The organism is Enterococcus sp. AZ067 (genome assembly GCF_051715005.1).
GTDB classification, from domain to species: domain Bacteria; phylum Bacillota; class Bacilli; order Lactobacillales; family Enterococcaceae; genus Enterococcus_D; species Enterococcus_D casseliflavus.
The window spans coordinates 2,731,054-2,757,291 of the sequence record NZ_JBIOSY010000001.1 but is presented as its reverse complement, the minus strand read 5'-3'; the positions used below and the strand labels follow the sequence as shown (position 1 = coordinate 2,757,291).

Annotated in this window: 30 protein-coding genes; 20 read left to right on the top strand and 10 right to left on the bottom strand. The window is 42.5% G+C overall.

Annotation, left to right across the window (positions count from 1 at the left end; genetic code table 11):
• Nucleotides 1–4 precede the first annotated feature (4 nt).
• Nucleotides 5–652 carry a metal-dependent transcriptional regulator gene (locus IGI82_RS13125; protein WP_015510150.1) on the bottom strand — a complete coding sequence of 216 codons (648 nt, stop codon included), beginning with the start codon at nt 650–652 and terminating at the stop codon, nt 5–7.
• Nucleotides 653–795: 143 nt separating this feature from the next.
• Nucleotides 796–2,031 carry an aminopeptidase gene (locus IGI82_RS13120; RefSeq protein WP_015510149.1) on the bottom strand — a complete coding sequence of 412 codons (1,236 nt, stop codon included), beginning with the start codon at nt 2,029–2,031 and terminating at the stop codon, nt 796–798.
• A gap of 231 nt (nt 2,032–2,262) precedes the next feature.
• Here IGI82_RS13120 and IGI82_RS13115 point away from each other — a divergent pair, with 231 nt between their 5' ends.
• A complete protein-coding gene (locus IGI82_RS13115; RefSeq protein WP_005228861.1) occupies nt 2,263–2,838 on the top strand; it encodes a TetR/AcrR family transcriptional regulator in 576 nt (191 codons plus the stop codon).
• Between the two features lie 55 nt (nt 2,839–2,893).
• On the opposite strand, the gene IGI82_RS13110 is transcribed toward IGI82_RS13115, so the two are convergent.
• Nucleotides 2,894–3,340, bottom strand: a complete 447-nt coding sequence (locus IGI82_RS13110) for a flavodoxin (protein ID WP_015510148.1) — start codon at nt 3,338–3,340, stop codon at nt 2,894–2,896.
• Between the two features lie 176 nt (nt 3,341–3,516).
• Here IGI82_RS13110 and map point away from each other — a divergent pair, with 176 nt between their 5' ends.
• The 8 genes from map to IGI82_RS13070 all read left to right on the top strand — a co-directional run bounded on the left by map (nt 3,517) and on the right by IGI82_RS13070 (nt 11,821).
• Nucleotides 3,517–4,281 (top strand): type I methionyl aminopeptidase, encoded by a 765-nt coding sequence (map, locus tag IGI82_RS13105; RefSeq protein ID WP_438842312.1) that lies wholly within the window; start codon nt 3,517–3,519, stop codon nt 4,279–4,281.
• Between the two features lie 79 nt (nt 4,282–4,360).
• On the top strand, nt 4,361–5,284 hold the full coding sequence (locus IGI82_RS13100) for a YihY/virulence factor BrkB family protein (RefSeq protein WP_005228865.1): 924 nt from the start codon (nt 4,361–4,363) through the stop codon (nt 5,282–5,284).
• Between the two features lie 19 nt (nt 5,285–5,303).
• Nucleotides 5,304–6,524, top strand: coding sequence for a glycosyltransferase family 4 protein (locus IGI82_RS13095; protein ID WP_015510147.1), 1,221 nt, complete (start codon nt 5,304–5,306; stop codon nt 6,522–6,524).
• A gap of 281 nt (nt 6,525–6,805) precedes the next feature.
• Nucleotides 6,806–7,792 (top strand): aldose epimerase family protein, encoded by a 987-nt coding sequence (locus tag IGI82_RS13090; RefSeq protein WP_438842311.1) that lies wholly within the window; start codon nt 6,806–6,808, stop codon nt 7,790–7,792.
• Nucleotides 7,793–7,933: 141 nt separating this feature from the next.
• On the top strand, nt 7,934–8,380 hold the full coding sequence (locus IGI82_RS13085; RefSeq protein ID WP_438842310.1) for a CopY/TcrY family copper transport repressor: 447 nt from the start codon (nt 7,934–7,936) through the stop codon (nt 8,378–8,380).
• Between the two features lie 37 nt (nt 8,381–8,417).
• Nucleotides 8,418–8,627, top strand: coding sequence for a copper chaperone CopZ (gene copZ, locus IGI82_RS13080; RefSeq protein ID WP_005228873.1), 210 nt, complete (start codon nt 8,418–8,420; stop codon nt 8,625–8,627).
• 126 nt (nt 8,628–8,753) lie between these two features.
• Nucleotides 8,754–11,192 (top strand): copper-translocating P-type ATPase, encoded by a 2,439-nt coding sequence (locus IGI82_RS13075; protein WP_438842309.1) that lies wholly within the window; start codon nt 8,754–8,756, stop codon nt 11,190–11,192.
• A gap of 101 nt (nt 11,193–11,293) precedes the next feature.
• Nucleotides 11,294–11,821 carry a hypothetical protein gene (locus tag IGI82_RS13070; protein WP_010749742.1) on the top strand — a complete coding sequence of 176 codons (528 nt, stop codon included), beginning with the start codon at nt 11,294–11,296 and terminating at the stop codon, nt 11,819–11,821.
• A 163-nt stretch (nt 11,822–11,984) separates the two neighbouring features.
• On the opposite strand, the gene IGI82_RS13065 is transcribed toward IGI82_RS13070, so the two are convergent.
• On the bottom strand, nt 11,985–12,704 hold the full coding sequence (locus IGI82_RS13065) for a DUF2087 domain-containing protein (protein ID WP_016619828.1): 720 nt from the start codon (nt 12,702–12,704) through the stop codon (nt 11,985–11,987).
• A gap of 178 nt (nt 12,705–12,882) precedes the next feature.
• Here IGI82_RS13065 and IGI82_RS13060 point away from each other — a divergent pair, with 178 nt between their 5' ends.
• Nucleotides 12,883–14,052 carry a pyridoxal phosphate-dependent aminotransferase gene (locus IGI82_RS13060; RefSeq protein ID WP_015510142.1) on the top strand — a complete coding sequence of 390 codons (1,170 nt, stop codon included), beginning with the start codon at nt 12,883–12,885 and terminating at the stop codon, nt 14,050–14,052.
• A gap of 194 nt (nt 14,053–14,246) precedes the next feature.
• Nucleotides 14,247–15,155, top strand: a complete 909-nt coding sequence (locus IGI82_RS13055; RefSeq protein WP_016608721.1) for a phosphate ABC transporter substrate-binding protein PstS family protein — start codon at nt 14,247–14,249, stop codon at nt 15,153–15,155.
• Between the two features lie 147 nt (nt 15,156–15,302).
• Here the strand turns inward: IGI82_RS13055 and pnpS are convergent, their stop codons facing one another.
• Nucleotides 15,303–17,039 (bottom strand): two-component system histidine kinase PnpS, encoded by a 1,737-nt coding sequence (gene pnpS, locus IGI82_RS13050; protein WP_087627809.1) that lies wholly within the window; start codon nt 17,037–17,039, stop codon nt 15,303–15,305.
• Nucleotides 17,036–17,743 (bottom strand): response regulator transcription factor, encoded by a 708-nt coding sequence (locus IGI82_RS13045; RefSeq protein ID WP_005228895.1) that lies wholly within the window; start codon nt 17,741–17,743, stop codon nt 17,036–17,038. The genes pnpS and IGI82_RS13045 overlap by 4 nt, the downstream gene beginning before the upstream one ends.
• 150 nt (nt 17,744–17,893) lie before the next feature.
• Between IGI82_RS13045 and IGI82_RS13040 the strand changes: the two genes are divergently transcribed.
• The 4 genes from IGI82_RS13040 (at nt 17,894) to IGI82_RS13025 (ending at nt 20,723) form a co-directional block, all read left to right on the top strand.
• A complete protein-coding gene (locus tag IGI82_RS13040) occupies nt 17,894–18,367 on the top strand; it encodes a DUF523 domain-containing protein (protein ID WP_016608717.1) in 474 nt (157 codons plus the stop codon).
• A complete protein-coding gene (locus tag IGI82_RS13035) occupies nt 18,357–18,695 on the top strand; it encodes a putative DNA-binding protein (protein WP_005228897.1) in 339 nt (112 codons plus the stop codon). Before IGI82_RS13040 ends, IGI82_RS13035 begins: the two co-directional genes overlap by 11 nt.
• A 14-nt stretch (nt 18,696–18,709) precedes the next feature.
• Nucleotides 18,710–20,128, top strand: coding sequence for a signal recognition particle protein (gene ffh, locus IGI82_RS13030; protein WP_005228902.1), 1,419 nt, complete (start codon nt 18,710–18,712; stop codon nt 20,126–20,128).
• 394 nt (nt 20,129–20,522) lie between these two features.
• Nucleotides 20,523–20,723 carry a CsbD family protein gene (locus IGI82_RS13025; protein WP_005228904.1) on the top strand — a complete coding sequence of 67 codons (201 nt, stop codon included), beginning with the start codon at nt 20,523–20,525 and terminating at the stop codon, nt 20,721–20,723.
• 46 nt (nt 20,724–20,769) lie between these two features.
• On the opposite strand, the gene IGI82_RS13020 is transcribed toward IGI82_RS13025, so the two are convergent.
• Genes IGI82_RS13020 through IGI82_RS13010 form a run of 3 tightly spaced genes read right to left on the bottom strand, consistent with a single transcriptional unit; the run spans nt 20,770 to nt 23,207 of the window.
• The gene (locus tag IGI82_RS13020; protein WP_074536045.1) at nt 20,770–21,930 is read right to left on the bottom strand and encodes an ABC transporter permease; all 1,161 of its coding nucleotides are present in this window, start codon (nt 21,928–21,930) and stop codon (nt 20,770–20,772) included.
• 12 nt (nt 21,931–21,942) lie between these two features.
• Nucleotides 21,943–22,824, bottom strand: coding sequence for an ATP-binding cassette domain-containing protein (locus IGI82_RS13015; RefSeq protein ID WP_087627808.1), 882 nt, complete (start codon nt 22,822–22,824; stop codon nt 21,943–21,945).
• Complete coding sequence (locus IGI82_RS13010; RefSeq protein ID WP_005228910.1) at nt 22,821–23,207, bottom strand: GntR family transcriptional regulator; 387 nt, start codon at nt 23,205–23,207, stop codon at nt 22,821–22,823. The genes IGI82_RS13015 and IGI82_RS13010 overlap by 4 nt, the downstream gene beginning before the upstream one ends.
• 100 nt (nt 23,208–23,307) lie before the next feature.
• Here IGI82_RS13010 and IGI82_RS13005 point away from each other — a divergent pair, with 100 nt between their 5' ends.
• Together IGI82_RS13005 and IGI82_RS13000 are read left to right on the top strand one after the other, a co-directional pair.
• Entirely contained in the window at nt 23,308–23,886 is a 579-nt protein-coding gene (locus IGI82_RS13005) for a DNA-3-methyladenine glycosylase I (RefSeq protein WP_087627807.1), read from the top strand.
• A 6-nt stretch (nt 23,887–23,892) separates the two neighbouring features.
• Entirely contained in the window at nt 23,893–24,426 is a 534-nt protein-coding gene (locus tag IGI82_RS13000) for a dihydrofolate reductase family protein (RefSeq protein WP_438842308.1), read from the top strand.
• An 84-nt stretch (nt 24,427–24,510) separates the two neighbouring features.
• On the opposite strand, the gene IGI82_RS12995 is transcribed toward IGI82_RS13000, so the two are convergent.
• Entirely contained in the window at nt 24,511–25,062 is a 552-nt protein-coding gene (locus IGI82_RS12995) for an NADPH-dependent FMN reductase (RefSeq protein WP_005228916.1), read from the bottom strand.
• A 254-nt stretch (nt 25,063–25,316) separates the two neighbouring features.
• On the opposite strand from IGI82_RS12995, the gene rpsP reads away from it, so the two are divergent.
• From rpsP to IGI82_RS12980, 3 genes are all read left to right on the top strand, one after another.
• Nucleotides 25,317–25,592: a 30S ribosomal protein S16 gene (gene rpsP, locus IGI82_RS12990; RefSeq protein WP_005228917.1), complete on the top strand. Its 276-nt coding sequence runs from the start codon at nt 25,317–25,319 to the stop codon at nt 25,590–25,592.
• An 11-nt stretch (nt 25,593–25,603) separates the two neighbouring features.
• On the top strand, nt 25,604–25,849 hold the full coding sequence (locus IGI82_RS12985) for a KH domain-containing protein (protein WP_005228918.1): 246 nt from the start codon (nt 25,604–25,606) through the stop codon (nt 25,847–25,849).
• Between the two features lie 114 nt (nt 25,850–25,963).
• Entirely contained in the window at nt 25,964–26,221 is a 258-nt protein-coding gene (locus IGI82_RS12980; RefSeq protein WP_005228919.1) for a hypothetical protein, read from the top strand.
• Nucleotides 26,222–26,238 lie beyond the last annotated feature (17 nt).

The following is a 26,238-nucleotide window of genomic DNA, read 5'->3' as shown; positions in this document are numbered from 1 at the left end:
CTCCTTACAGTTTATCGACAAAAATCGTGCTGGCGGCTTTGTAGCTGACAGCAATTTCTTTTGTGTCATTTTTGATCGTAATCGGACCCTCGTATGCTGCCGCATCGATGATCTCGTATTCTTCATGAATATTCAATTTGATCGAAACGAGATAATCCAGCAGTTCTCGTTCGTCAAGGACACGGGCGATACGAATCTTGGTTCCTACCGGATAAGAACTCATGGTGTTTTTTTCGCCTTCGTGAATGAGTTCTCCTTGTTCAGGAATCATTCCCCCATGTGGGCAATACCGAGGATGATCAAGGTAGGCTTCTAAGCGGCTCGCCAACGTTTCTGAGGTGACATGTTCTAAAACTTCTGCGTCATCATGAACTTCATTCCATGAATAATGCAGGTGCTCCACAAGAAAGACTTCCCATAAACGATGCTTACGAATGAGGGCACTTGCAGAAGCTAAACCAGTTTCAGTCAACTGTACCCCTTGATAAGGTGAATGTTCCACTAAGCCTTCTTTTAATAATTTTGAAATCATTTCACTTACTGAAGCTGCTGAGACGTCCAGACCTGACACGATTTGTTTGTTATTGATCTTCTTTTGGTCACCACCAAGCTCTAAGATGAGCTTTAAATAATCTTCACGATTTGGTGTCATCGGATCCATCCTCTCTTATCAAAGACTATCAAAGTAGATTTTATCAAAAAAGCCAGCTGATTACTATGAAAAAAGCCGCCGGTTCTCAATATTCTATGTAAAAAGAAGACCGAGGGGAGCTACTCCACCTCAGCCTTTTTTTATTAAGCCCAATCACCATTGCGGAAGACAGGAACTGTGGTGCCATCTTCTTTGATGCCATCGATGGACATTTGGTCAGAGCCGACCATGAAGTCTACGTGGGTTTGGCTGCGGTTTAAACCAGCCGCTGCCAGTTCTTCTTCACTCATCTCAGTGCCGCCTTGTAAGCTGAAGGCATAAGCAGAGCCTAAAGCCAAGTGGTTTGAGGCATTTTCATCAAACAACGTATTGAAGAAGATGATGCCAGATTGTGAGATAGGGGAAGGGTCAGGGACTAAAGCGACTTCACCTAAAGATTTCGCTCCTTCATCGATCGCTAGCAATTTGCCTAACACTTCTTCGCCTTGTTCTGCAGAAAAGTCCACGACTTTACCGTCTTTGAAGGTGAATTTCATGCCAGAAATAATCGTTCCTGCGTAGCTCAATGGTTTCGTACTTGAAATATAGCCATCGATGCGACGATTATCTGGGGCAGTAAAGACTTCTTCTGTCGGCATGTTCGCCATGAATTTTTCATTGCGGGTGTTGTAGCTGCCAGCACCTTCCCACAAGTGATTTTTTGGTAGGCCGATGATCAAATCGGTACCCGGTGCTGTATAGTGTAATGCGCTGAATTGTTCTTTGTTCAATTCTTCTGCCTTGACTTGCAGTGTTTCATCATGTTTTTTCCAAGCAGCAACAGGATCTTCTTCGTAGATACGCGTCGTTTTGAAAATTTGATCCCATAGCTTGTCTTGTGCTTCTTCTGGGGAAGCATCAGGGAACACTTTTTGTGCCCAATCTTGACCTGCAGCAGCAACAACGGTCCAGCTGACTTTGTTGGCTTGTGTTGCTTGACGCAGTTTCATCATCGCCTTACCAGAAGCTGCTTGGAAAGCGGCGACCCGATCTGAGTCAACGCCCGCTAACGCATCGGGATTGGCAGAAACGACACTGATGCGGCTCGCACCTTTTTCGACCCAATCTTCTGTTTGATCAATTTTGTGTTGAGGGATCGTAGACAAACGATCCTCAGCTGCATGCGCAAGAAATTCTTTTTGAACCACATCGTCGGTCCATTGAACGATTACTTCATCAGCGCCTAGCTCATACGCTTTTTTTGTCAATAGTCGAGCTAACGGTGCTTGGTCCACGGCGATTTGGATGACGATGGTGTGCCCTTTTTGGACATTTACACCAACTTCTGTGATCAGTTGGGCATATTTTTCAAGGTTCTGATTAAAGTTTGGTAAAACCATTAAAATTCCTCCATTTATTCTAAAATTATAACTGTCTTCATGATAGCACTAAGTATTTTTGAAAACAAACGAAAAAGAGAGCAAAAAAACAGAGGTCTTCAAATTGAAAAACTGGAAACACTAGGGGCAATAATTTTAAAAGTTTTTTTGCAAACTTAAAAAAACATGATACAATAAGTAAAAGGTATTTCTGAAAGCGATGTATAGCAGAATTAAGGAGATTAAAAAATTATGGCAAGAAAGAAAACTATTACTAGAGACCAGATTTTAAAAGCTGCCTATGAAGTTGTCGCAACCGAAGGATTTACACGTTTTACCGCACGCAATATCGCAGCGAAGATGAAATGTTCAACGCAACCGATCTACTTAGAATTTAAAAATATGGATGACTTAAAAAATGCATTGATCAATCAGATTTACGACTACTTAGCGACAGAAGTTTTTCCAGTTGAAAGACGGGGAGATGTCATCGTTGACTTAACGTTAAATTATATTGGCTTTGCAAATAAAGAAAAACGATTATACCGAGCGCTATACTTAGAAGAGCATGGTGGTGGGGATTCCATGCAGCAGTTTTCATTTGACCTTTTTGTGAAATCAGTGAAAAAAGAACCAAAGTATCAAGATCTATCGGACGTGAAATTACAGTCCTTGCATACTGGTGTCTGGATCGTCGCTACTGGCTTAGCGGCATTGATGTCTTCGGGGATCATTCATCCCACAGAAGATCAGATTGCTAAGCTGATGACGGAAACCACCGATAATATTTTAGCAAGAGAAACACCCATCGATATCAGTTATCATTAAGCAAACAAGAAAACCTCCGACAGAATCAAGTGATTTTGTCAGAGGTTTTCTTGTTTTATTCTGCAAATGCTTCCGCTAGCTTTTTGGCAAAGGCTTCTAAGTTTTGAATATCGTCTTCTTCCGCAGCCAAGTCGACCTTGACGCTATCTGCCCCTTTTGTTGCACCTGTCTTACTAAAGACGGCTTCAAAGTCATCGACGGACTTACAAAAGTCATCATAAAACGTATCGCCAGAGCCACAGACCCCAAAGATTTTGCCACTTAAATCAAGTTCTTGCAAATCTTCGTAAAAATCGACGATCTCATCAGGCAATTCACCGTCACCGTATGTATAGGTTGCGACGATACAGATATCGGCGTCTTCAAACTCATCGGCATCCACTTGGGTACACTCATTCATTTCAACTTCCATGTCAAGATTTTCAAGGGCTTCAGAAACGATATCTGCAATTTCTTCCGTATTCCCCGTCATACTCGCATAGACGATTTTTGCTAAAGCCATGGGCTTTTTCCTCCAATCTCATTCCTATTCTCAAGGAAAACTCTCTTACAGATTATAGCAAATGCACGAAAGATTGAAAACAAAACTTGAAAAACTCTTTACAATGTCTGTGAATTTTGTAAAATAAGGGATTTCTATGGTAAAATAAGAGGAATTTAATTAAGGGAGACGAGAACATGATTACATTAAAATCTGCCAGAGAAATAGACCGCATGGCCGAATCCGGCGCGCTGTTAGCAGATGTCCACAAACAATTACGCAGCTTCATCAAACCTGGTATCACCAGTTGGGATATCGAAGTGTTTGTCAGAGATTATATTGAAAGCCATGGCGGAATTGCCGCCCAAATTGGTTTTGAAGATTACAAATATGCCACTTGCTGCAGTATCAACGATGAGATTTGTCACGGGTTCCCCCGAAAAAAACCATTGAAAGATGGCGATCTGATCAAAGTTGATATGTGTATTGATTTAAAAGGCGCCATTTCTGATTCTTGCTGGAGTTATGTGGTAGGAAACTCGATGCCTGAGATCGATCGTTTAATGGAAGTAACCAAAAAAGCGTTGTATCTAGGAATCGAACAAGCCCAAGTTGGCAACCGAATCGGTGACATCGGTCATGCCATTCAAACCTATGCGGAAAAAGAAGGCTACGGTGTCGTGCGCGATTTCGTTGGACACGGCATTGGTCCAACGATCCATGAAAGTCCGATGATTCCTCACTACGGAGAAGCCGGCAAAGGGTTACGTTTAAAAGAAGGAATGGTTATTACCATCGAACCTATGATCAATACAGGGACGTGGAAAATGAAAATGGATCCTAACGGCTGGACCGCCTATACTCTAGATGGTGGCTTAAGTTGCCAATACGAACATAGTTTGGCGATCACCAAAGAAGGGCCACGCATTTTGACTTCTCAAGGAGAAGAAGGAACCTACTAAATTTTGGCGGTAGGAGACTTCTGATTGTTACGTATGACAAAGAAAAAAAGGCAGATGATTCGCTGGCGGAGGAAGAAACATGAAAATCGTTGATAAAGTAAAAAGCAATCAAAAGCTGATGCGTTTCATTGAAACAACGCAAAATAGAATAACCGATTCAGAGATGGGGACCACATCGGTCGTCGTCGCCTACTATTTATTGCTTTCACTTTTCCCGTTAATGATTGCGCTGGGAAATCTGTTGCCTTATTTATCGATTGATCCGAACACGGTTTTATCTTATGTACAAGAATTGATCCCTAGTCAAATCTATGACTTTATCGGACCAGCGATCGAAAACCTCCTCACCACAAGCTCTGGCGGGTTGTTATCGATTTCCGCCTTGGCTGCGTTGTGGTCTGCGAGTCAAAGTATCAATGCCTTGCAAATTGCGATGAACAAAGCCTTCGGTGTGGACCAACGTTCCAATTTTATCGTGGTGCGCGCAGTATCATTTGTGATCATCCTGCTCTTTATGATTGCGATCGTTGGTGTTACGATGGTATTTGGGCTTGGAAAAATCATTCTTGATTTTTTGCAGCCGATTTTTAAGTTTCAAGACAATCTGATCGATACGTTCCAAACAGTCAAATGGCCAGTCACGATCGTTGCTTTGCTGTTTATCATGATGCTGATCTATTGGTTAGTGCCGAATGCAAAGGTCAAGTTGCGTTCGACTTTGCCAGGGGCGATCTTTGCAACGATTGGCTGGATGTTGCTGTCACAAGTGTTTGGCTTATACGCCCGTTACTTTGCTGCGAAAATCATTGGCTATCAAATTATTGGAAGTTTTATTGTTTTAATGATCTGGTTGAATCTTGCTGCGACGATTATTATCTTGGGTGGAATCATCAACGCAGTGGTAGAAGAGTATGTGTCGGGACAAGAGATCAAAGAACGAACAGATCCTGTTCAGCGGATTTCTTCGAAAATCGAAGATACATTTACCAATAAAGAGAAATAACGGAAAGCGAGAATAAACGATGGATTTTGCATTCAAATTTGTAATGCGCTTATTTATAACAATGATCGTGTCTTTAATCCTAACACCGATCATTAAATTGATCTCTTTTAAGATCGGCGCAGTCGATCGACCAGGAGATCGCCGAATCAACACCAAGACAATGCCGACCGCAGGGGGACTGAGTATTTTTCTTTCGTTCTCTTTTGCATTGCTTTGGGAATTCCGTGCAATGATTCCTTTTGACTATGTCTGGCCGATGCTTTTAGGTGCAGCCATCGTCGTAGTTACTGGATTATTGGATGATATCTTTGAGTTGACGCCCCTGCAAAAAACACTGGGTTTGACGTTAGCGGCTTTGGAGATCTATTTTGTTGCTGGTATCAAAATCAGCACGGTTTCGATCCCTTATCTCGGGGTTTTTGACTTGGGCTGGTTAGGCTTACCTATGACGATCCTATGGATTTTGGCGATCACGAATGCGGTCAACTTGATTGACGGTTTAGATGGTCTAGCGAGTGGGGTCTCCATTATCAGTCTGACAACGATTGGGATCATTAGTTACTTCTTTTTACCAAACTCCGTTGAAGTACCGATGGTGATTTTTACATTGATTGCCGCGATCGTAGGCTTCTTTCCTTACAATTTTTATCCAGCCACGATTTTTTTAGGCGATACTGGGGCACTTTTTCTAGGTTTCATGATTTCCGTCCTATCGTTGCAAGGCTTAAAAAATGCGACCTTCATTACAGTGATCACCCCAATGTTGATTTTAGGGGTACCCATTACCGATACCGTCTATGCGATGATTCGTAGAAAATTCAATAAACAAAAGATCTCTTCAGCAGATAAGATGCACTTGCATCATCGCTTACTTTCATTAGGGTTTACCCACCGTGGCACGGTCTTGACGATCTATGCCTTGGCGATGGTTTTTTCATTTATTGCATTATTGATGAATTATGCCAGTAACACCGCAATCATCTTGCTGATCATTAGTACAGGTTTTGGCATCGAATTGTTTATCGAGTTGATTGGTTTGGTGGGAGAAAATCGTCAACCACTCATGTGCGCGCTGAAGTTTCTTGGAAACCGTCGATTCAGGCAAAAAGTCTTGAAGGCGCGAGCGGAAAAGAGAAAAGACAAGCAAGAAGAGGAAAGCGAAGATTTAGCTGCTAGCGCTTCTCAAATCAAGGAAAAGCGACGAAAGAGAAAACATTACCAAGCAAAACACAAAAAATAAACGATACAGTTGCGGCAAAGGTGTCCAACAGGTGAGATGAATACGAGTGATCGTTGAAGGTCAGGAGGAGTCAGTGCTTCTTCTAGCGCGTTCTCTTACGATCAGCTGTCGATGATTCGATCAATCCGTTGGCGATGCTTGCCGCTTTTTGTTTGTTTGAAAATGGTCAGACAAACAGTATTTCCTGTCGAATTCTTCCGTCTTGAATTGACGGATCTAGCCCTAAACGTCTATACTTAAAAAGAGCAGCAGACTAATCAAAGAAAGAAGGATATGAACGAATGCCAAATGTGAAACAACTGACGTCAGAAAAAATGGGAACAATTTATGAGCTTTCCAATGATAGCGGTACCATCGTAAGGCTAAGTCCTGAAGGCGCACGCTTATTGGATTGGGTCGTTCCAGTAGAAGAAGGTCGCGACATCGTGGTCGGTTATGACACGATCGAAGGACATCGCCAAGCACGTTATTATGGCGCAACGATCGGCCCTGTGGCGGGAAGGATCGCAGGTACTCGCTTTGAGATCGACGGACAAGAATACCAAACGGAAGACAATGATGGCGGCAATACGCTTCATGGCGGTTCAAAGGGGCTGGATACTGATACATGGATCACTGAAACCTTTGAAGAAGCAGACAAAGCTGGGGTGATTTTTACTACCACACGGCAAGATGGCGATGGCGGGTTTCCTGGGAATGTTCGTTATCAAGTCACCTATACGTTGACGAATGACAATGAACTATTGCTTGCTTATGATGCCAACACTGACAAAGCGACTTTATTTAACCCAACGAACCACGGTTATTTCAATTTGACAGGTGATACCCAACAGCCGATCGATGACCACTTGGTTCAAATCAATGCCGAACATGTGGCTGAAACGAATGACGATGTGACGACGACCGGTGAAAAAACGCCTGTCGCAGGCACAAAGTTTGATTTTAGACAAGAACGCCCGATGGGAACGACGATGTTGGATGATCCGTTCTTATTAGACCATACGCAAGAGCGGGATCTAAAAGTAACCAGTCCCGATCAAAAAGTGCAGCTGACTGTAACTACTGACCGTCCTGCCGTTGTTATTTACACAACGGGTGAGGGAGAAGCTGGTGCATCAATGAAGACTGGTCCTTTTGCCAATCATGGCGGGATGGCGATCGAAACACAAGGTGTTCCTGGCTCTGAGAAATTTACCCACTTTGGTGAGATCGTGTTGCGTCCAGAAGAACCCTTCCACTCTGTGACGACGTATCAGGTCCACTTTTAAGCATAGGAACCAAATCATTTTTAATGAAATAGAAAAAAGCATTGTCAAAACGCAGAAAGTTTGGCGATGCTTTTTTTTGACAAAATCCGATTACAGATGTAAACTTAAAAATGTGAATCACTTATGAAAGGAAGTGGACAAATGCAATCTGTGGTCGAATCAATCAAAATCAGCGATTCTGAATGGGAAGTCATGCGTGTGATCTGGACATTAGGACAATCCGACGCAAAAGAGATCACCGCTTTATTGAGCGAAAATAAAAATTGGAAAGCAGCAACGGTCAAGACGCTTTTAGGACGACTCGTCAAAAAAGGCGTATTGAAAACAGAAAGCCAAGGGAAAAAATTTGTTTATTCGCCGCTTGTTTCCGAAGAAGCAACCGTTCGCAGCGCAGCTGAGAATCTTTTTTCTCATATTTGTGCCAAAAAAGTTGGGCAGACATTAGCAGAAATGATCCAAGAAGCAGCATTGACGGCAGAAGATTTGGCGATGCTCCAAGCAGCAGTCGACCAAAAAGTGCCAGTAGCAGCGATCTCATGTAATTGTATTCCTGGTCAGTGCCAATGCAAAACCCATGCAACAAAATAAGTAGCCAACGAACTGTTAAAAGAAATGAGGAATCGTAATGAAAAAAAACATGCAAATCAGCGGAATGAATTGTGCCCATTGTGCCGCAAAAGTTGAAAAAGCGCTTAGTGAAGTACCGGGTGTGAAAAAAGCCAAAGTGGACTTGAAAAAAGCTCGCGGAACAGTCAAGTTTGACGAGTCGCAAGTGACAGAAACAGCCTTAGTCAATGCGGTCACCGAAGCGGGTTATCAAGGGGTATTTGAGTAAGCAATGGAATTGCTAAAGTGAAAATGAAAAATCAAAACAAATGAAAAGTGTCCAGCCGCTTGAAGCTTTTGTATGAAGGAGCAAGACTGTACGCACATTCAGTGAAATAGGAAGGGGAATACTAGGATGAATCAGAAAAAAACGTCTTCCGCAAGTAATAGTCAGACGTCAAGCCATCATAGGCATGAACCTGCTTTGAATGAGCGGGATAATGGTACACAGGGAAAAGAGCAACATGCGCAATCACAAGTGACAGAAGTCCCTGAGCCTAGCCATGAGATGAATGGGATGGATCATCACAAGGCGACATCAAAACAGCAGGAGCATGAAAGTTCCGATAGTAACCATGGTCCTATGGATCATGAAGTGTCTGGCATGGATTATAGCCATAAGGGTAATGAGATGTCTGGCATGGATCACGGCCACAAGGGCCATGAGATGTCTGGCATGGATCACGGCCATAAGGACCATGAGATGTCTGGTATGAATCATAGTCACATGAATCATGAGATGTCTGGTATGAATCATAGTCACATGAATCATGAGATGTCTGGTATGGATCATAGTCATATGGATCATGGAATGGGTGGCATGGATCATAGTATGCATATGGGAAATTTTAAGCAAAAGTTTTGGCTATCCTTGGTTTTGGCGATTCCAATCGTCATTTTATCACCAATGATGGGCATCGAATTGCCCTTTCAGTTCACGTTTCCTGGCTCAGATTGGGTCGTATTGCTTTTAGGAACGATCCTGTTTTTCTATGGAGGGCAGCCGTTTTTAAGTGGTGCGAAAATGGAATTGAAACAAAAAAGCCCAGCCATGATGACGTTGATTGCTATGGGGATCACGGTTTCTTATTTTTATAGTCTTTACGCATTTATCGCCAATCATTTTCTTGCTGTTCCTCATGTAATGGATTTCTTCTGGGAACTAGCGACTTTGATCGTGATCATGTTGTTGGGGCATTGGATCGAGATGAATGCCATTTCTAATGCTGGCAATGCATTACAGAAATTAGCAGAACTATTGCCAAAAGAAGTGATTCGGAAAAATGCGGATGGATCAGAAGAACAGATTCCATTAGAAGAAGTGACCAACAAAACACAGTTGATCGTTCGCTCAGGAGATAAGATTCCTACCGACGGAACGATCCTTGAAGGAGAAACAACAATCGATGAGTCGGCAGTGACTGGTGAATCCAGACGGGTACCTAAAACCGTCGGCAGTACTGTCATTGGAGGATCTGTCAACGGCAATGGTACCATCACGATGGAAGTCACAGGAACTGGGGAAGACAGCTACTTAGCGAAAGTCATGGAAATGGTGCGAAAAGCCCAAGCAGATAAATCCCGCTTAGAAGCACTTTCGGACAAAGTGGCAAAATGGCTGTTTTATATTGCGTTAGTTGCTGGTGTCTTGGCATTTGCTGTATGGCTGTTTGTTGCTGATCTACCGACTGCTCTTGATCGAATGGTCACGGTATTCGTCATTGCCTGTCCCCATGCGTTAGGGCTAGCGATTCCCCTCGTAGTTGCTCGTTCGACATCGATCGCTGCCAAAAATGGCTTGCTCTTAAAAAATCGTAACGCACTGGAGAATGCGCATCATGTTGATTATCTGATCCTCGATAAGACCGGTACGTTAACAGAAGGAACGTTTACCGTAACTGGCATCGAGGCGACAGGCAGTCTTTCTGCATCAGAAGTACTAGCTTACCTAGCAGGTCTTGAGAAAACCGCCAATCATCCGATCGCAGAAGGTATTTTAGCCCAAGCTGAAAAGGAAAACATCACAGCCAAAAAGGCGACTGATGTTCAAACAAGGACAGGGATTGGTCTGGAAGGCGTGATCGATGGACAGAAGTGGTTGATCGTCAATCAAAAAGGATTGGAGCAATTAGCCATTCAGTATCAAGGGAACTCCTTGGAAAATTATCAAGAACAGGGCAATACCATCAGCTATTTGGTTCATGACGGCAAAGTGGAAGGAATCGTCGCATTAGGGGATAAGGTGAAACCAGAAGCGAGTCAATTTATTCAAAAAGTGAAAGACTTAGGCATCACACCAGTTATGGCTACTGGAGACAACCAAGAAGCGGCGCAAGCCGTAGCCGATTACCTAGGAATCGAAGCCTTCCATGCGGCAATGTTGCCAGACGATAAAGAACGTCTAGTCAGTGACTATGTCAAAGAGGGCAAGCGCGTCGTAATGGTAGGCGATGGGATCAATGACGCCCCAAGTCTTGCAAGAGCGACGATCGGGATTGCGATCGGAGCGGGTACCGATGTAGCGATCGATTCAGCCGATGTCGTTTTGACGAATAGCGAACCTCAAGACATCTTGCACTTCTTGACTTTGGCGAAAAAAACAAGACGCAAGATGATTCAAAATCTCTGGTGGGGCGCAGGATACAATATTTTTGCCATTCCTTTGGCAGCTGGCGTCCTCGCACCGATCGGGATCATTTTGAACCCAGCAGTCGGAGCTGTCTTGATGTCTATGAGCACGATCATCGTTGCCATCAATGCAATGACCTTATCAATCGAAAAAAGCGGCGATTAGCCGCTTTTTTGTTTCTTTTCCTAGGAGCAGTGAAATACCTCTATAATCTGCTTCTAAATTTATGCTATAATGTGTTCGTTGAGACAAGGAGGACGTTGATTATGGAACTGAAGAAATTGGATGTTCCCACTACTTCAATTACTGAAGTAAAAAAATCTCCGATGGATGTATTTAATCAAGCGCGAGAAGCAGGAACAGCAGTATATGTATTCAATCGTGAAAAAGTGGCGGGGGTCATGTTGACACAAGAGCAGTATGAAACGTTATTGCAGGAATTAGATTATTTGCGTCAGCGACCGATGATGGAAGAAGAACCCGAACAGCCGCCAGTGGCAGGGCTAGAGGAATTCTTACAAATCATGCGGCAAGCGCTGATCACCGGTGCGAGCATCTCGGCAAAAAATTTAGATGAGCGAATGGTGGCGTTAGGGTTCATCACTCGTAAAACTGGTTTTGGCGGTGTCGTTGACATGGTGAACGAATTGAAAGAAACAGGCAAGATCGTTTACCAGCTACGTAAAAAACAAGATGGTAAATCGGTGACCGCTGAAGTCATTGGAGAACAAGACAATCAAACGCAATTATTTGATAAATTGATCATCAAAAAAATCTTTCTAAAAGAAAAATAAACGCTGGAACTTGTCCCAGCGTTTCAGACGGTAGACAAAGTACGGATGTGTTCGTACTTTGTCTTTTTTTCTATAAAATACTGGAGCTTGTTAATTTTTTTAAAACTGTGAAAGATATTGCTCATCCAACCAACAAAAGTTCCAGCCAGTTACAGACTAGGTTTTAAGTCAGCCAGTAAGTTTTCCCGTCTTTCGTCCGTTGCATAAATCCGTATTCGATCAAATAACGTCGGACAGTGACGTAATCGGTGATCGCTTGCTTTAATACATCGTTGACGGCAGCTTCTGAATAATTTTTCTTCGGATCAAATTTTTGTGCCAGTACACTCAAGACAACGATCTTGCGCTTTTCTTTGCTGGGAAACTGTTTGATAAACCCCGTTTCATCAAAATAAGTAGCAATGATCTTTTCTCTTTCACTAGCCGTAATGGCATAGCGATCATCAAGCATCGTCGCCCCTTTGTGAGGCGGCAGCAACGGGGTATCTTGCAACAAGGACATGATACTTAAAAAAACAGTCGCTTGTCGCTGTTTTTCTTTTAGTTTAAAGCGATGATTCCTGACAGTCGAAGAAGAGATACCTAAGCGCTGGGCAATCACAGTATCGCTAACATCTTGGGCAAACAGTTGTAAAATCTCCTGCTGGCTTTCTGATAGGCCTGTTTGTTCTTTGGGTAAAGCCAACAATGCGGTCAAAACGGTTCCGTGATGCTCAGTGATATGCTGCACCATTCGTTTTTTTGCTGTAAAAAAGGCGCCATCAACGGGATAGATTTCTTCTTTGTCGAAGGTCTCCTGACAAAAGACGCAACAATAATCCGTTGGTGTTGCGACATATCCTTGCTGATAATCAGAAATGGTAAACTCTTGATAAGGTTTCATTTTGGGTTCTCCTTTTATTGTTTAGATATATACTAACATAAGTTGATTTCGTTTGTAAATAAACAAACGAATTTATCGTTAGTAGATAAATTTCATCCGTTGCTTAAAATCGTCGCCTTTTTGTGTTAGGATTAACAACAATAGCGAATGAATTTGCTTAATTCAAAGGAGTGATACTATGGCAGACGTAAGCCAACGCTTCAATCACGAAGTGTACAATATAGCTGTTTCATTGATTCGTAAATTTGATGAACGGGTTTCTTCAATTCCTGATATTTTAAAGTTAACGTTAGGCGAGCCGGATTTCAACACACCGGAGCACGTGAAAAAATCGGGTGTCCAAGCAATCGAACAAAATTTCAGCCACTATTCTGGAATGGCAGGCTTAGCAGATGTTCGGCAAGCAGCCAGTCTCTTTTTGAAAAATAAATATCAGCTTGATTACGACTTTCAATCAGAAGTATTAGTGACGATCGGTGCAACGGAAGCAATCTCAGCTTCTTTATTAGCCACGTTAGAACCTGGTGATAAAGTGATTCTACCAGCACCAATTTATCCAGGCTATGAACCAGTCATCCATTTAGCTCATGCCAAACCGATTTATCTTGATACGACGGATAATGACTTTGTTTTAGCGCCAGAAGTTTTGGAAGCAGCCTTAAAAGAACATGGGAACCAAGTCAAGGCAGTCATTTTAAATTATCCTAGCAATCCAACAGGGGTCGTTTATACCCGAGAACAAGTCAAAGCATTGGCAGAAGTTTTAGAAAAATACCCCGTTTTTGTTATTAGCGATGAAATTTATAGTGAGTTGACTTATGATGAAACCCATGTGTCCATTGCTGAATACTTGCGGGATCAAACGATCGTGATCAACGGCTTGTCGAAATCACACGCGATGACTGGTTGGCGCGTCGGCTTCATTTTTGCACCAGCAGCGTTGACTGCTCAGATCATTAAGGTCCACCAATACTTAGTGACCGCGGCATCAACGATTTCTCAAAAAGCCGCAGTGCGGGCATTGATCGAAGGCATCAACGATGCAGAAGTCATGAAAGCCGATTACCGTGAACGCCGAGATTACTTGTTTGAAAAGATGACTGCCCTTGGTTTTGAAATGGCGAAGCCATCTGGTGCATTCTACATTTTTGCCAAAATACCAGCAGGTTTCAACCAAGATTCCATGGCTTTTTGTGTCGACTTAGCCGAAAAGAATCAATTAGCAATCATTCCTGGGATCGCCTTTGGTCCCGAAGCAGAAGGCTATGTTCGTTTAAGCTATGCGGCAAGTATGGAAAACTTGGTGGAAGCGATGGATCGCTTGACACGCTATATGCAAAGCAATTGATTCTACAAACGTTTCTTTAGTTCATAAGTGTTAGATAAAGTAAGCCCCCTCTGAAGGATGCAGCGGGGGCTTTTTTAGGCAATCGACGAACTTTACAAAAGATTTACATCGCTTTATCGATTCTTTACATGAAATCCATCAAGGGTTTACACCGCCTTGCTAAACTAAGCATATAACGAAAGGAGATTTACTAAATGAAAAAATTGGGACTTTTATTTTTTGCAACTGGATTATTATTAGCTGGCTGTGGGAGCGGTGGCGCAAGCACTGAGAGCAGTCAAGCATCAGGCGGATCTTCATCAGGTGCCGCATCAAATGAAAATGTAGAAATTTTAGCTGTGGGCTCAACGGCATTGCAACCCTTGGTTGAAGCAGCAGGTGAAAGCTTCTCAGCAGACAATCCCAATTATACAATTACGGTTCAAGGTGGCGGTAGCGGAACTGGCTTAAGTCAAGTAGAAGCAGGCGCGGTGACGATCGGCAATTCCGATGTGTTTGCGGATGAAAAAGATGGTGTGGATGCTAGCAAATTAGTTGACCATAAAGTAGCCGTAGTTGGTATGGCACCAGTGGTAAATAAAGACGCAGGCGTTACGGACCTTAGCCAACAAGATTTAATCGATATTTTTACAGGCAAAGTGAAGAATTGGTCTGAACTAGGCGGAGCAGATCAAGAAATCTCTGTAATCAACCGCGCATCAGGCAGCGGTACGAGAGCGACCTTTGAAAAATGGGGCTTAGATGGTGCAGAGACGATCCAAACACAAGAGCAAGATTCTTCTGGAACAGTCCGTAAAATCGTTGCTGAAACACCAGGAGCAATCAGCTACCTTGCTTTATCCTATTTGGACGATTCGATCCAAGCGCTATCTCTTGATGGGGTAGAAGCGACTCCTGAAAATATTGCAGATAACAAATGGCCAATCTGGTCTTACGAGCATATGTACACGAACGGCGAGCCAGATGCAAACGTCAAAGCCTTTCTTGATTACATCATGACAGACGATGTCCAACAAGGAATCGTTATTGAATTAGGTTACTTGCCAATCACTGATATGAAAGTAGAACGCAGTGTAGACGGCGAAGTAACGAATGTTGAATAGTGAAATGATCGAAGAAGGAGAATGCTCCTTCTTTTTTTGTGTTTAAAGCATCAAGAAGATGCTATTGGCTGGTGCTTCATTTGGTAATGAAAAACAACTACAAAAACAGCCGATAACAATTATTCACCTGTTATCGGCTGTTTTTTATCAATAATCATCTTTTTCATGAAGCGGCAAAGTCACCGTAAAGGTAGAACCAATTTTGGGGAAACTGTCAACCTTGATGCTGCCGCCTAATAATTTGGTATAGTCTTTAACGATAGCCAGCCCAAGTCCAGTGCCGCCAGAATTGCGGGCGCGGGCTTTGTCCACCCGATAAAACCGCTCAAAAATCCGTTCCTGATCTTCTTCATCGATGCCGATGCCTTGATCCTGCACTTGAAATAACAGCTGGTCGTCTTGCTCTGAATAGGATAATGTGATGACACCACCAGGTTTTGAATAGGTGACAGCATTTTCTACCAGATTTTTTACGATGGGCTGCAGCAGCTCTTTTTTGGTAGATAAAATGAAGGGTTCGGGTCCTTCAAATTGAAAGGTCAATTGCTTCTTAGCAGCTGCGGGACCATAGGTTTGAACGACTTGTTGCAGCAGCTCAGAAAAGTTGATCGGTTGGTCGACATACTGGAAAGAATCACTGTCTTGAGACAGTTGGATGATATCTTGTATTAGATTTTTCAAGCGATAAGCATCTTTTTGAATGATCTCTAAAAAGGTCTGCAATGTTTCTGGGTCTTCTTTGGCGCCGTCCAGCAGTGTTTCGGTAAACCCAATCAAGGAAGTTACCGGCGTTTTTAATTCATGGGAAACATTGCCGACAAAATCTTTTTGCATTTTTTCTAATTGTCGGATGCGCGTCAAGTCATAAGAAATACCAATCAACTGGTTTTCTTGGAAGCTTCGCAAGGTAACATCCAAGACTTTTGAACGTTCTCCGCTAAGGGTGGTTTCCGCATGGAAAATAGGGGTCTCGTCGTTAAATTGATAGATCAATTGGATCAGTTGTGTGTCATGAATCACTTCAGTGAAGGGCTGCGGCAAGGTTGGCGCAGTTTCCATCCCCAACTGTTCTTGCATCGTCGGATTCAACAGCAGCAGTTGATTTTCTTCATTAATGATAAAGACACCGATCATCAGTTCACTGAGCAAGCCGTACAGCTGTTGTTCAGATGCCGCATAGGCACGATAGGTCTGGCTCATTTGTTCGCTCAGCTGATTGATCAGTTGATACAACTCATCATGTTCAGGGGTTTCTTGCATAATGATTGCTTGTTGATCGGGCGAGGTGATCATTTTTTTTACGACGGGCAGAATCGTTTGGATTGGACGATTCCGCTGACGCAGCGTGTGAAAAATCAGCAGGCTGATCAAGAAACAAAAGACAAGATAGACAATCAAGATCGATTGCTTGATTCCTTGGTTTTTCGCAAAAAAAGCAGCAGTCGGTTCTGCGATCCGCAAGATTTGAGTTAAGTTTCCATCTTCTTTGACAGGAATCGCCACGTAAAGCAATTCTTCATGCAAGGTGTCGCTTTCCCGCAACGATTGACCAACGGCGCTTCCGCGCAAAACGGCTTGAACTTCTGGACGATCGGAGCGGTTTTCATGGAGGGTATGATCATAAGTATCGAAAATGATTTGGCCTTGATCATCTAACAAAGTGATGCGGCTATTGCTGTCTTGAACATAGGCATCGGCAAATTGTTCGAGCGCTGCGGTTTGGTTATCTGAGAGATTCAAAAATACAGCGGCTTTCTCTTGCAGAAAATCCACTTGCTGGGCGATGACTTGCTGACGGTAAAAACTGCTTAGAACTTGCCAACACAGGAAAAAAATCAGCAATAGACCGATTGACCATAAACCATAGCCATAGCGTTTTTTCATTGGGTCGGCTCCTGAAATTTATACCCAAATCCTCGAACGGTCACCAAGTATTCTGGACGCTTGGGATCAGCTTCCAATTTTTCTCTTAAATGACTGATGTGAACATCCACGATGCGACTTTGTCCATCAAAGTCAAAATTCCAAATACGATTGAGTAAGGTATCGCGATCGATCACGCGGCCTTTACGTTTCATAAAGTAAACCAGCAGCTCGAACTCTTTCGGGGTCAGGAAGATTTTCTCCCCATCCACACTGACCTGGAAATTGGTCAGATCGGCTTGAATTCCGCCGATTTGCAAGATTTCTGCAGGTTGATCTTCTTCTCGTGCTTGTTGACGAGGTTCTAAGCGACGGAAGATGGCCTTCATTCGAGCCAATACTTCTCGAGGGCTGAAGGGTTTCGTCAAGTAGTCGTCAGCCCCGATCTCTAAACCCAAAATCCGGTCGATCGGATCATCTTTTGCGGTCAAGACGAGGATCGGTGTCTCGATTTTTTCTTGCCGTAATTTCTTTGTGATTTCGATGCCGTCCAAATTCGGCAGCATGACATCCAAGATGATAAAGTCAAAAGGTTTTGACAACGCCAAGTCGAAGGCTTTTTGACCATCTGAGGCGGAAACGACTTGGTAGCCCTCTTTTTCTAAATTAAAGGTTAAAAGTGTGACGATTGAAGGTTCATCATCGACAACGAGTATTTTTTTCATGATAGACTCCTTTCGTTTCTTTTTTTCAAGAAACGATTAAATTTCAACGAACAAGTCCTATTTTAGCATGAATAGACAATTGGTACTATTGCAACCACTAAATAAATGCTATAATAAAGGACGATTTCATAGGAAAGCTGAGGGTGCTAAATGATTGGAATCAGTGCGTGTCTAGGCGGTGCCCTTTGCCGCTACGATGGAAAACATCAAGCAGTACCACAATTGATCGAACTTGTTCGTGCGGGTCAAGCAATGATGGTCTGTCCAGAAGTTCTTGGCGGCTTGCCGATTCCACGCGAACCGGCCGAAATCGTCGGTGGCGATGGGGTGGATGTTTGGGCGCAACGAGCGAAGGTCGTCACCATTTCAGGAGAAGACGTGACGGAACAATTTACTAAAGGCGCGAAAATTGCTTATCAAAAATTACAAGAGCAAGGCATCACCCAACTGATCTTAAAAGAGAAAAGTCCCTCTTGTGGCAGTCAGACGATTTATGATGGCAATTTTTCTGGAATCAAAAAAACAGGGGTCGGTGTCGCTTGTGCCTATTTTCGACAACAAGGCATGACTGTTTTGTCCGATGTCGAATGGCTTGCAAAACAGGAGGAAGCAAATGGAAATTGAAAAGACCAATCGCATGAATGCGTTGTTTGAGTTTTATTCCACGTTATTGACGGAAAAACAGATGAATTACATGGAATTGTATTACGCAGATGATTTTTCTCTAGGAGAAATCGCTGAAGAGTATCAAGTTAGCCGTCAAGCAGTCTATGACAACATCAAACGCACCGAACGTATTTTAGAAGACTATGAAAAAAAACTACATATGTTTTCGGATTATATCATGCGGGAAGACTTGCTGGATCAGCTAAGCGAGTATACGAAAACCCACTATCCAAAAGACGAAACCTTACAGGGGTTTATTCAACAGCTCCAAGAAATTGAAGAATAAAGGAATGAAAAAAAATGGCATTTGAAAGTTTAACTGAACGCCTCCAGCAGGCAATGAGCAAACTGCGCAGAAAAGGAAAAGTATCTGAAGCAGATGTAAAAGAAATGATGCGTGAGATTCGTCTAGCTTTATTAGAAGCCGACGTCAATCTGCAAGTTGTAAAAGAGTTTACCAAAAATGTCCGTGAACGGGCAGTGGGGGTAGAAGTATTAGAAAGCCTATCTCCAGCGCAACAAATCGTTAAGATCGTTGATGAAGAATTAACCAAAACATTAGGATCAGAAACAGTTGGGATCGAAAAATCACCGAAGATCCCAACGATCATCATGATGGCTGGTTTGCAAGGGGCAGGGAAAACCACCTTTGCTGGGAAATTAGCCAACCATTTGATCAAAACCGAAAACGCACGTCCATTAATGATCGCTGGTGACGTGTACCGCCCAGCTGCGATCGACCAGTTGAAAGTATTAGGGCAGCAATTGGATGTACCTGTTTTTGATATGGGAACTGATGTCAGCCCAGTTGAAATCGTCCGCCAAGGATTGGCTTTGGCTCGGGAAAAGAAAAATGACTACGTTTTGATCGATACGGCGGGTCGTTTGCATATCGACGAAAACTTGATGGAAGAGCTAAAACAAATCAAGGACTTGGCACAACCAAATGAAATTTTACTGGTAGTAGATGCGATGACAGGACAAGATGCTGTCAACGTGGCGGAAAGCTTCAATCAACAACTGGGGATCACAGGGGTAGTCATCACCAAGCTAGATGGCGATACTCGTGGCGGGGCGGCATTGTCGATTCGTCAAGTTACGGGCGCTCCAATCAAGTTCACTGGTACCGGTGAAAAATTGACCGACCTTGAAGTATTCCATCCAGATCGGATGTCTAGTCGGATTCTCGGTATGGGTGATATGCTGACTTTGATCGAAAAAGCACAGCAAGATTACGACGAGAAAAAAGCAGAAGAACTTGCTCAAAAAATGAAGGAAAACTCCTTCGATTTCAATGACTTTGTCGAACAGATCGATCAAGTTATGGGCATGGGCCCAATTGAAGATCTCTTAAAAATGATTCCGGGAATGAGTCAAATGCCTGGTATCGAAAATGTCAAAGTTGATCCGAAACAAATTGCTCGACAAAAAGCCATGGTTTATTCTATGACACCAGCTGAACGGGAAAATCCTGATTTGTTGAATCCAAGCCGTCGCCGCCGTATTGCTGCTGGTTCTGGAAACAGTGTCGTCGAAGTCAACCGTATGATCAAACAATTCAAAGAATCTCGCAAAATGATGCAGCAAATGAGTAAAGGAAATATGAACATTCCTGGCATGGATCAAATGTTTGGCGGTGGGGTCAAAGGGAAACTTGGAAAAATGGCCATGAACCGCATGGTCAAGAAACAAAAGAAGAAAAAGAAAAAACGCAAATAATCGTTTCACACTGATAGGAACTGAGAACTGAACCTTATCTTTGTGTAATTTAAAAAACATGATCTGAAAAGGCACCAAATCGAGAAGCTGTACCTGCTAATTCTAGCAACTGCAGCTCCTCAGATTGCCTTCTTCAGGTCATGGTTTTTTATGCTCACAGCGTCCTCTTTAAATGAACTTCTTCAAAGAACATCAAATAGAACATCTAGAGAACATCCTTTTTTATAGAGAAAGCCAGCTTTCTACCGAATATCTCAAATCGTCCAAGAGTCAAAAATAGCGATCAACTATCGTTGCGAGCACCTCTAAAAATAGGATAGAAGCAGAACATTCGTGCTTTCTGTTAAATGGTGCTACTATTAATTTATAGCAAGTATGAAAGGAGTTTTTTACGATGACAAACAAAGATCGCATTGAAGGAAAAGTAACCGAAACAAAAGGGAAACTTACAGGAGATGACTCCGAAGAATTAAAAGGCAAAACCCAAAATAAATATGGGAAAGCCAAAGATAAGGTTGAAGATTTTGCGGATGATGTTTCTCGTAAAGTAAATGACTTCTTTGACAAAAAAGACGACGACAAACCTAGACATTAAACTTAAAAGCATCCCTGCAACAAGAACATGTTGCAGGGATGCTTTTTTATATTCCACTGATTTGTTTGTTTTTTCGTTTGTACCACCAATTCATCAGCGCTTTAGGATAGACAAGCAGCAAACTGATGAATAAGCAGGCAACCAGTAATAAACCGAGCCGAAGGGCGATGTTCCAAAGACTGACATCATACCCCTCATAGAGATTACGGTAAAAAATTTCTAGTGGGTAATAAGAAATCATGGATAAATAGAACCAGGTTCCCAAAGAAAGCAGCCAATAAACTGGTGCGCGCAATTTAGGGATCGTTAAATAATCACCGTCATTTTCTAAAGAGATTTTCGAGAACACTTTTTCGGCAGCAAGAATCAGCAAGCCGCTCAAGCCGAGGTAAAGGAGCAGCAGCCACCAAGGGTAGACATATCCTTGCGGCCAATCGATCCACGTTTGAAAAGGAATCAGAAAATCCCCATGACCAAGAAACACAAAACTAAAAAACTCGCGGGTACATTGGAAAAAGCTATACCCCATTGATCCTAGAGAAATAGTGAAGAAGACCGAGAGCATGCCAGTAAACAGATTCCCCAGCAAAACGCCTAACAAGAGACCTGCAGCAAATACTAGCAGATTCGTTGCCAAGGTACTAAGGGCAGAAAGCAGCACGTCTTGAAGCGGCACAGCGAGATAGCGAGCTGGGATCATCGTGTATTCGATCAGGATATGACCTAACAGACCCAAGACTAAACAAGCGGTCAAGGGTAAGCCGATAAAAAGCAGTTTCTTGTGAAAGACGTGCTTTCTGCTAAAGGGTAAAGCAAATAAAAAGCGATTGAAATTGGTGCGGCCATCGACAAAAAAGGACAAGAAGCCCCAAATAAACAGGAAGACAATCACAAATTGATTCATGGTGGTCATATAAGGGCGATTGTAATAAATCTCATCAGGGGACTCATTGCTGATCGTCAATACAGCATCGCGGTACTCTGTTGCCGAATCAAAGTAAACCGGGGTTTCACCCTTGTAGCTTTTGACATAGTACTCTCGATTTTCGTTGAAATCTTTGATAAATTCTTCAGATGTCAAATAGCGTTCTTGCTGATGCCAGGCTTTTTGTGATTGCCAGCCATCACCAAGATACATTAAGAGTAAGACAAAACAAAAGCCGATCAGCAGCTTGCCGTAGCGTTCTTTAAATATATTGCTTAACATCGTTTTCCACCTCTATCCTTCCACTAATGCCTCTTGTCGTAAATTTGCTTCAAACAGATCTTCCAAAGTCAAAGGTAATTCTTCGAAAACCAAAGGATCAAGTTGATGGATCTCAGCCGCCAGCTCCTCTGTGTAATTGTCAAACAAAGCGGTCAGAACCCGTCCTTGTTTTTGAATCAGCTTGGAGTGCTGCTTGATAAGGGGAGGAATCTGTTTGCTGCGAAAGACGAGTTGGAGTTTGCGAGATTGTTCGCGAATTGTTTCCAAACGGTAGTCTCCTTCAATCGTTTTCCCTTTGATCAACAAGGCACGATCAATAATATGCTCTAATTCATTTAGATTATGGGAAGCGATCAATGCGGTACGATTCGACTCGCTGAGGCTTTCCAGCAATAGTCCGATCACTTTTTTACGAACGATCACATCAAGCCCATCAAAAGGTTCGTCTAACAGTAAGAACGTCGCATTTGAGGCGATCGCTAGAATCATCTTATAAAGACCTTGCATTCCTTTTGACATTCGCCGGTAAGAAAGCGTTAGCGGCAGACCATGGCTTTGCATCAATTCTAAATAAAGATTTTGATCAAAATTCGGATAAGCAAGCCGATAAAATTGATTGATTTTTTTTAACGAGTAGGCAGCCAGAAAGTTTTCTTTTTCATCGATATAAAAAAGCTGTTCTTTTAATTCCGGGTGCTGATCTAGGCGTTGGTTATCGATTGAAATCTCGCCATCATCTAGTAAATAATGTCCAGCGACCGTCCGAAACAACGTGGTTTTCCCAGAACCATTGCGGCCGATCAATCCTACGAGTTCTCCTTTTTCCAAAGAGAAGTTCACGTTTTCTAAGATAATTGTTTGTTCCATTTTCTTGGTCACATGTTCGATCTTCACTGTGGATCGCCTCCTAACTCTTGTTCAAAGCCATTCATCCAATCGCTCAGCTCACGCATGCTGATCTGTAGATGGCGTGCTTCGATCACCAATTCTTTCAAACGTTCTTTCACTTGTAAGATCCGAATCTCATCGCGTGGCAGATCCTCAGTAACTTTCACAAAGGTGCCTTTTCCTTTGATGGTGACAAGCACTTGCTCATTTTCCAATACTTTGTAGGCTTTGCTGACGGTATTTGGATTCATCAACAGGTGCTTGGCCATTTCACGAACCGAAGGCACTTGGTCTCCAGCGGTTAGAACACCGTTCAGAATATCTTCTTTGATACTTAAAACCAATTGCTCATAGTAAGGTTTGCTGCTGGCTTTGTTAATACGAACCACAAAATCAGCTCCTTTCATTTATGTGTACTAGTATACGTAGTACACTAGTGGAAGTAAAGTCTTTTATGATAAAATAAACAAAAAGGAGCTGATGAGGACAATGGAACGATGTGAGTGGGCCAACAGTACACCAGCGATGCAGGAGTATCATGATACAATCTGGGGGAAACCTGAGTATGAGGATCAGCAGTTGTTTCGAAAATTGGTGTTAGATATGAATCAAGCAGGGTTGAGCTGGCAAACGATTTTAAATAAAATGGCGAATTTTGATGCGGCGTATGATCAGTTTGAAATCACCAAAGTAGCGAACTATACGGAAGAAAAAGTGGAAGAACTGATGATGAATCCAGGAATCATCCGCAATCGGCGAAAGATTGAAGCGGCGATCAGCAATGCCCAAGAAGTTTTAAAAATCCAGCAAGAATATGGTAGTTTCTCCGCATTCTTGTGGCGATATGTCGATCATCAGCCGATCATTAATGAATTTGAGCAGCAATCCGATGTACCGACCCATTCGGAAATCTCTGATCAGCTAGCGAAAGATTTGAAAAAGCGAGGGTTTAAATTTGTCGGAACGACAACTATTTACGCGTTTATGGAAGCGGTCGGCATGGTTAATGATCACTTAGTCACTTGTGTTTGTCGAAGGTCAGAAGCAATCGTAAAAATAAAGGAGTGAGCCTAATTGGGAAAAGTGGTATTTTATGGTGCAATCAGCCTCGATGGCTATTTAGCAGGTATGGAGGATCAACTGGACTGGCTGTTTCAAACTGATACCGGTGTTGCAACGACCTATGAAGCATTTTTTGCAACCATCGACGCGACCGTGATGGGAAGAAAGACCTATCAAGAAGCAAAAAAACTGATGGATGATGGACTGCTATATCCTGAAAAGACCAACTATGTTTTTTCTCGTACCCGAAAAGAGCCGCTGCCGGATGCAACCCTAGTGTCAACGGATCCAGTTGCATTTGTTTCAGCATTAAAACAAGAGGAAAACGTATGGGTAGTAGGGGGAGGTTCCTTACTAAAACCATTGCTGGAAGCTGATTTGATCGATGAATGGTTTATTCAAATCGCGCCGGTGTTTTTAGGAGAAGGCAAGCGACTGTTTGAACCGGGGGATTACTCGAGACGCTTGACGTTTGTTGAAACAAAACAGATGGGGGAACTGACAGAACTCCATTTTGTCCGAAAGTCTGTGTCAGGCAGCGAGTAAAAAGCGCAAACGATTATTCTTCACAGTAAAAAAGACCAAGAAACTCAGTGCCGAGTTTCTTGGTCTTTTTGTATGGATTCTTCATTAGTTGAATCGTTGAAAGAATTCAATATATTTTGCAAGGATCGTTTCGAAGAAGCTTACTGTATCTGGATTGATCTCATTGTTTTCATCGATCAAGTTTGTGATACCGCCAATGTAGGCTTCTGGTTGTTGCAGAGTAGGCATATCCAAAAAGACTAATGATTGACGCAAATGATGGTTCGCACCAAATCCAGCGATCGCTCCTGGAGAAACGCTGACGACTAAGGCTGGTTTGCCACCCCAACTGCTCGCACCGTAAGGGCGAGAACCAACATCTAAAGCATTTTTCAAGGCTGCAGGAACAGAGCGGTTGTATTCTGGTGTAAAGAAGAAAACACCATCAACGGCGCTTAATGCTTCACGAAATGCTGTCCATTCAGCAGGAACTTTTCCTTCAACTTCCAAATCTTCATTGTAAAAAGGCAAGTTGCCGATCTCGATGAAAGATGCTTCAAAACCTTCTGGTAATAGTGATGCGAATTTTTTCGCTACGAGTTTATTGTAAGAACCTTCCCGCAAGCTGCCGACGATAAAACCGATTTTTTTTGTCATGTAAAATTCCTCCTTGTTGTTTTCTACTCATTTAGCTTACCAAAAGTAAGTGAATGGTGCAAATAAAACGATTTGACCTTAAAAAGGTTTCTCTAATATTCATGATACGCGTCCAGATTCATTCTGGCAAAAGATAACCATGCCGAAAAAACAGGAAAGAAAAACTTTTTTCAGCTGTAAAGAAAAAACTCTTTACACCATCAGAAAAACCTGTTAAACTAGCTCTTGTGATTAAATCAATGGAGGTGTAAATAATGGCAGTAAAAATTCGTTTAAAACGCATGGGTTCTAAAAAGAAACCTTTTTACCGTATCGTCGTAGCAGATTCACGTTCTCCTCGTGACGGACGTTTCATCGAAACAGTTGGTACTTACAATCCTTTACTAGACCCAGCTGAAGTAACAATCAAAGAAGATCTAGTTCTTGATTGGTTATCTAAAGGTGCGCAACCTTCAGATACAGTTCGTAACATCCTTTCTAAAGAAGGCGTTATGAAAAAACACCACGAAGCAAAATTCACTAAGAAATAAGGTGACTTTGGATGAAAGATTTGCAAGAATTAGTCTTAACGATCGTTTCACCACTTGTTACCAAACCTGAGGATATCAAGCTTGAGCTGGTAGAGTCAGATGATTTCTTGGAATATAATCTTACTGTGGCACCAGAAGATATTGGTCGTATCATCGGTAAACAAGGTCGGGTTGCCAAAGCAATTCGAACGATCGTTTACAGTGTACGGACAAATGGACCGAAAAAAGTTCGTTTGAATATCATTGATGGTAAATAAGCAAGAGTGTAAAGCATTTCTCAAAGAGAAATGCTTTTTTTGGTAAAATTCATGCTTAAGATGGAGGACAAAAAAGGATGGTTTTGAGATAATCAAAAATGAGGAGGTGCTTGTATGTCTCAACTAATCGCATGGATCGTCGTTCTTTTGATTCTCGTCTTTATTTATAAAATCGGTTCTTTTCTTTGGCGAACGCTAGGGATCTTGTTGTTGCTCTTTTTAATTTGGGTCTATCGTGAGGAGATCATGACCCAATTGAACCAATGGACACAAAACTTTCGTTGGGGCGACCTATCGACGATCGCCAATCAAGTTTGGCAATGGATCAAGGACGGCTTTCAATCACTGCAAAATTGGGTGACAAATCTTTAAAAAATCAACAAAAAAAT

Excerpts from the sequence above, each read along its gene's own strand:
- IGI82_RS13125 (WP_015510150.1), bottom strand. The coding sequence starts at position 652 with ATGACACCAAATCGTGAAGATTATTTAAAGCTCATCTTAGAGCTTGGT.
- IGI82_RS13120 (WP_015510149.1), bottom strand. The coding sequence starts at position 2,031 with ATGGTTTTACCAAACTTTAATCAGAACCTTGAAAAATATGCCCAACTG.
- IGI82_RS13115 (WP_005228861.1), top strand. The coding sequence starts at position 2,263 with ATGGCAAGAAAGAAAACTATTACTAGAGACCAGATTTTAAAAGCTGCC.
- IGI82_RS13110 (WP_015510148.1), bottom strand. The coding sequence starts at position 3,340 with ATGGCTTTAGCAAAAATCGTCTATGCGAGTATGACGGGGAATACGGAA.
- map (WP_438842312.1), top strand. The coding sequence starts at position 3,517 with ATGATTACATTAAAATCTGCCAGAGAAATAGACCGCATGGCCGAATCC.
- IGI82_RS13100 (WP_005228865.1), top strand. The coding sequence starts at position 4,361 with ATGAAAATCGTTGATAAAGTAAAAAGCAATCAAAAGCTGATGCGTTTC.
- IGI82_RS13095 (WP_015510147.1), top strand. The coding sequence starts at position 5,304 with ATGGATTTTGCATTCAAATTTGTAATGCGCTTATTTATAACAATGATC.
- IGI82_RS13090 (WP_438842311.1), top strand. The coding sequence starts at position 6,806 with ATGCCAAATGTGAAACAACTGACGTCAGAAAAAATGGGAACAATTTAT.
- IGI82_RS13085 (WP_438842310.1), top strand. The coding sequence starts at position 7,934 with ATGCAATCTGTGGTCGAATCAATCAAAATCAGCGATTCTGAATGGGAA.
- copZ (WP_005228873.1), top strand. The coding sequence starts at position 8,418 with ATGAAAAAAAACATGCAAATCAGCGGAATGAATTGTGCCCATTGTGCC.
- IGI82_RS13075 (WP_438842309.1), top strand. The coding sequence starts at position 8,754 with ATGAATCAGAAAAAAACGTCTTCCGCAAGTAATAGTCAGACGTCAAGC.
- IGI82_RS13070 (WP_010749742.1), top strand. The coding sequence starts at position 11,294 with ATGGAACTGAAGAAATTGGATGTTCCCACTACTTCAATTACTGAAGTA.
- IGI82_RS13065 (WP_016619828.1), bottom strand. The coding sequence starts at position 12,704 with ATGAAACCTTATCAAGAGTTTACCATTTCTGATTATCAGCAAGGATAT.
- IGI82_RS13060 (WP_015510142.1), top strand. The coding sequence starts at position 12,883 with ATGGCAGACGTAAGCCAACGCTTCAATCACGAAGTGTACAATATAGCT.
- IGI82_RS13055 (WP_016608721.1), top strand. The coding sequence starts at position 14,247 with ATGAAAAAATTGGGACTTTTATTTTTTGCAACTGGATTATTATTAGCT.
- pnpS (WP_087627809.1), bottom strand. The coding sequence starts at position 17,039 with ATGAAAAAACGCTATGGCTATGGTTTATGGTCAATCGGTCTATTGCTG.
- IGI82_RS13045 (WP_005228895.1), bottom strand. The coding sequence starts at position 17,743 with ATGAAAAAAATACTCGTTGTCGATGATGAACCTTCAATCGTCACACTT.
- IGI82_RS13040 (WP_016608717.1), top strand. The coding sequence starts at position 17,894 with ATGATTGGAATCAGTGCGTGTCTAGGCGGTGCCCTTTGCCGCTACGAT.
- IGI82_RS13035 (WP_005228897.1), top strand. The coding sequence starts at position 18,357 with ATGGAAATTGAAAAGACCAATCGCATGAATGCGTTGTTTGAGTTTTAT.
- ffh (WP_005228902.1), top strand. The coding sequence starts at position 18,710 with ATGGCATTTGAAAGTTTAACTGAACGCCTCCAGCAGGCAATGAGCAAA.
- IGI82_RS13025 (WP_005228904.1), top strand. The coding sequence starts at position 20,523 with ATGACAAACAAAGATCGCATTGAAGGAAAAGTAACCGAAACAAAAGGG.
- IGI82_RS13020 (WP_074536045.1), bottom strand. The coding sequence starts at position 21,930 with ATGTTAAGCAATATATTTAAAGAACGCTACGGCAAGCTGCTGATCGGC.
- IGI82_RS13005 (WP_087627807.1), top strand. The coding sequence starts at position 23,308 with ATGGAACGATGTGAGTGGGCCAACAGTACACCAGCGATGCAGGAGTAT.
- IGI82_RS12995 (WP_005228916.1), bottom strand. The coding sequence starts at position 25,062 with ATGACAAAAAAAATCGGTTTTATCGTCGGCAGCTTGCGGGAAGGTTCT.
- rpsP (WP_005228917.1), top strand. The coding sequence starts at position 25,317 with ATGGCAGTAAAAATTCGTTTAAAACGCATGGGTTCTAAAAAGAAACCT.
- IGI82_RS12985 (WP_005228918.1), top strand. The coding sequence starts at position 25,604 with ATGAAAGATTTGCAAGAATTAGTCTTAACGATCGTTTCACCACTTGTT.
- IGI82_RS12980 (WP_005228919.1), top strand. The coding sequence starts at position 25,964 with ATGTCTCAACTAATCGCATGGATCGTCGTTCTTTTGATTCTCGTCTTT.